This is a genomic window from Amycolatopsis sp. SID8362 (assembly GCF_010550475.1).
GTDB lineage: Bacteria > Actinomycetota > Actinomycetes > Mycobacteriales > Pseudonocardiaceae > Amycolatopsis > Amycolatopsis eburnea.
This window is the reverse complement of record NZ_JAAGNB010000902.1, coordinates 1-259: the sequence shown is the minus strand read 5'-3', so window position 1 is coordinate 259 and position 259 is coordinate 1. Positions and strand designations below refer to the sequence as shown.

Sequence of the window (259 nt, the reverse complement as noted above, 5' to 3'; positions counted from 1 at the left end):
TCCCGATCACCGCGGCGGCCGCCGTGGCAAGGCCGAGCACGCCGGTGACGAGCCGCCACCAGAAGAGGCCGGGGATCTTCAGGTCGGCTTCGTCGTGCGCGGGTCGTTCGGTGAGCCGGGTGAAGGCGAGCGCGCCTATGACAGCTGCCATAAGAAGGACGAGGACGGGACCCCAGGTGACGCCGAGGTCGTCGCGCAGGAGCCCGGCGAGCACCGGCGGCACGGCGACGGCGAACGCACCGGCGGCCAGCCCGAGCAG

The 259-nt window shown here is 73.0% G+C and carries 1 pseudogene; it reads right to left on the bottom strand.

From position 1 onward, the window contains the following. Window positions 1-259: pseudogene (locus tag G3I65_RS27795) on the bottom strand (hypothetical protein); the annotation flags it as partial.